The sequence below is a fragment of the Bradyrhizobium sp. genome (genome assembly GCF_028868675.1).
Taxonomy (GTDB): Bacteria; Pseudomonadota; Alphaproteobacteria; order Rhizobiales; family Xanthobacteraceae; genus Bradyrhizobium.
Window position 1 is genome coordinate 1 of record NZ_JAGWUA010000329.1, and the last position, 3,180, is coordinate 3,180.

A 3,180-nucleotide genomic window follows, 5' to 3' on the forward strand; every position below is an offset into this window, starting at 1 on the left:
AGGATGCTTTCGAGCGCGCGTACGCGCAGCTCGGTCTCGGACAGCTCCGAATGATCGTGATCGTGATGGTGGTGATGATCGGTCATGGTGTCGAGGATAGGCGCAGAATTCGGACCGTGTCGAGCAGGGACTCTGCTAGCATTGCTGTCATGACATGGGGGCTTTCTCGGCGGGGGTGGCGCGGCGGGATTGCGGCGGCGGTGGCGGTCGTGGTTTGGCTCGCGTCGCGCGAGGCGCGGGCCGCCAACGGCGCCTATGCGGTGGACGCCGCGGACATCTCCGAAGTCGGCTCCTGCAAGGTGGAGAGCTGGCTGTCGGCAGCCGATAACGGCGACCGCGCCGCGGTCGCCAATCCGTCCTGCGTGGTCGATCCTTTCCGGCCCGTCGAGCTCACGCTGCAGGCCAATCGCGCGCGCAGCGACGGCGACTGGAGCACCACGATCTCGCCGAAGGCCAAGAGCAACTTCCTGCCGACCGGCGTCGGGCGCTGGGGATTGTCGGCCTATGCCGGCGCATCCTTCGACGCGGCGACCGGCGAGAATCTCGCCATCACGACGGTGGTTCCCGCGACCTTCCGGCTGTCGGAGACCATGCGCGTCAACCTCAACGCCGGCTGGCTCTGGGACCGCGCCGTCGATCACCATTATCTGACCTACGGCATCGGGTTCGACTGGAAGTTCACCGAGACCCTGCAATGGACCATCGAGGCGTTCGGCCAGGCGGGCCGGGCCGAAATCGCGAGCACGATCCAGCCACGGCTCCAGACCGGGGTGCGATACCGCCCGAACGAGATCTTCTCCGTCGACCTGATCTACGGCCGCAACATCACCGGCGAGAACGCCAACTGGATCACGCTCGGCACCACGATCCGGTTTCCGCCGCCCCAGGGCAGGCCGGCCCGCGAGCGGTCCGGCCATCTGTGAAGGCGTTCTCCGCCCGCCGTTCGCGGTGGTCGCGGCTGGGATGGTTCGGTGCTTGCACAGGCCGAGCCGCGTGACGTGGTCGTGCCGTCGTTTGTGCGCTAAATTCAAACCTGCGGGAAAATGCGGAGGCGCGCGATGACGGATTTCGTGAAGATCGAGAAAGGCCATGGGCCGGAGGGACGGATCGCCGTGGTTCGGTTCGATCGCGGCGACGGCATCAACGCGCTATCGCCGGAGGCGCTGCGCCAGCTCACCGCGGCAGCCCGCAGCTTCGAGGACGATGCGGCGACATCGGTCGTGGTGCTGACCGGCGGCGCGGATTGTTTCAGCGCCGGCTTCGATCTGAAGGACAGCGAAGGCCGTTCGCGCAAGGACATGGACCTCGGCACGCTGCGGAGGCACCTGAAGCTCGGACCGCGCCTCACCCAGGCCTGGCACGCGATGGAGCAGATCACGATCATGGCGATCGAGGGCTTTTGCGTCGGCGGCGGCGTGGCGCTGGCGGTGGCGCTGGACTTCCGCGTCATGGGCAGCGACGCGCACCTGCGCGTGCCCGAGATCGGGCTCGGCATGAACATGAGCTGGCAGAGCATCCCGCGCATGCTGCATCTAATCGGGCCGGCGCGCACCAAGCAGGCGGTGATCCTGGCCGACCAGCGCATCAGCGCGGACGAGGCCTATGAATGGGGCCTGGTGGAGCAGGTGGCTGATCCCGGCAGGGCCTTTGACGCGGCCATGGACCTCGCCAGGAAGGTCGCGAGCCAGCCGCCGCTGTCGGTCGCCATGACCAAGGCCACCGTCAACCGCCTGGCGCATGCGCTCGACGATCTCGCCAGCCACATGGACGTCGACCAGTTCGCGCTGGCGAGCCTGACCGAGGACCACAAGGAAGGCGTCGAGGCGTTTCTGGCGCGCCGCAAGCCGCGTTTCCGGGGCCGGTAGCGTCCACCTTTTTCGGCCCGGCCGGCGCTGCTGCTGTCCTGCATCTACGACGGGCCGGGGATCGTGAGCGCCGTTTCCAACGCCTCTTCCGGATTCCCGGCGATCGCCGTTGCCTATGTCCGCCTGCGGCCATCTGCTGTAACGCGCCAGTGACGAGAGCCGGACATTCATTGAAATATAGTTTGGGCAGACGCTCCAATCGTTCGACGTTTGTGCAAATTGCGCGGCTCATCGCTAATTCGTCTTAGGTTGTTGCAGGTATCGCGTCCACAAGGGAGCGAGACTTGATCAACAACAGCGAACGGGGCCTTGCGAGCCGCTTGCAACTTCTCAATTGGGGCTTGCTCGCCGCATGGGCGGCTGCGCTCTGTATCGGGCTTGCCGCGACGGATTTCTCGTTGAGGCTCGAAAGCCTCTCGGCCAGGGAAGTCTTGACGGCTCCCGCGCTGACGATGGCCGGACTATGGCTCATGGGGCGAGGGTGGGGCGAGCGCCCGGCCTTTGCGCTGCTCGCGCTGGCGCAGATCGGCTTTCTCGTGATGTTTGCGGCGCTGCTGTCGTATATCGCCGCCGGCGCCGCGTTGCCGCTGCGGGACGCAAGCTTCGTCGCGCTCGACCGGCTGCTCGGCCTCGGCTGGCCCGAGCATTTCCATTTTGCCGTCGCCCGTCCGGAACTGCTGCGCTACGCCGTCATCTTCTACGGCATGATCGTGGTGCCGTCGTTCGGCGTTCCGCTCGTGCTGGGTCTGACGGGACGGTACGTTCGCCTGCAGCAGTTCGTGATGGCGGCGATGCTGACCTTGTGCGTGGTGATCCCCGCTTCGGCACTGGTTCCTGCGCTCGGCACCTATTTCGAGTTCGGGCTGCCGGCCGACACCGAGGTGTTCAGGGCCAACGGCTATGTGGATCAGCTCCGGGACCTGCCCATGCTGCGCGACGGCACGCTGCGTGCGCTCGATCTCTCGAAAATCGGCGGCATCGTCACGTTCCCCAGCTTTCATGCCGCCACGGGAATTCTCGCCATCTGGGGTTTCTGGTGCATCTGGTGGCTGCGTCCGGCGGCCCTGATCGTGAATGGGGGGATGATCGCGGCAACCCCGCTCGTCGGGGGGCACTACTTCGTGGATGTGCTGGCGGGTGGCGTGGTGGCCGCGTTCGCGATCCTGGCTTCCAAGCGGCTGTCCGCGCGCGCATCCGGCGGAAGCCGGGCGAGCTGGCAAGTCGCCCAGCCGGTGCAGGCGCGAGATCTTGCGCTGATCCCGTGAGGGGCGACAGGCTGGTGTCCGCTTGCTGCGCTTGTGGGGACCGCCATATC

Annotated in this window: 3 protein-coding genes and 1 pseudogene; 3 read left to right on the forward strand and 1 reads right to left on the reverse strand. The window is 66.5% G+C overall.

Features of this window, described 5'->3' with window-relative positions:
• Positions 1-86: pseudogene (locus KGM94_RS24575) on the reverse strand (nitrile hydratase subunit alpha); the annotation flags it as partial.
• A 63-nt stretch (positions 87-149) separates the two neighbouring features.
• On the opposite strand from KGM94_RS24575, the gene KGM94_RS24580 reads away from it, so the two are divergent.
• From KGM94_RS24580 to KGM94_RS24590, 3 genes are all read left to right on the forward strand, one after another.
• A complete protein-coding gene (locus tag KGM94_RS24580; protein WP_366526272.1) occupies positions 150-923 on the forward strand; it encodes a hypothetical protein in 774 nt (257 codons plus the stop codon).
• Positions 924-1,058: 135 nt separating this feature from the next.
• A complete protein-coding gene (locus KGM94_RS24585) occupies positions 1,059-1,865 on the forward strand; it encodes an enoyl-CoA hydratase/isomerase family protein (protein ID WP_300265139.1) in 807 nt (268 codons plus the stop codon).
• Positions 1,866-2,296: 431 nt separating this feature from the next.
• Entirely contained in the window at positions 2,297-3,130 is an 834-nt protein-coding gene (locus KGM94_RS24590) for a phosphatase PAP2 family protein (RefSeq protein ID WP_300265142.1), read from the forward strand.
• The last annotated feature ends 50 nt before the right edge of the window (positions 3,131-3,180 follow it).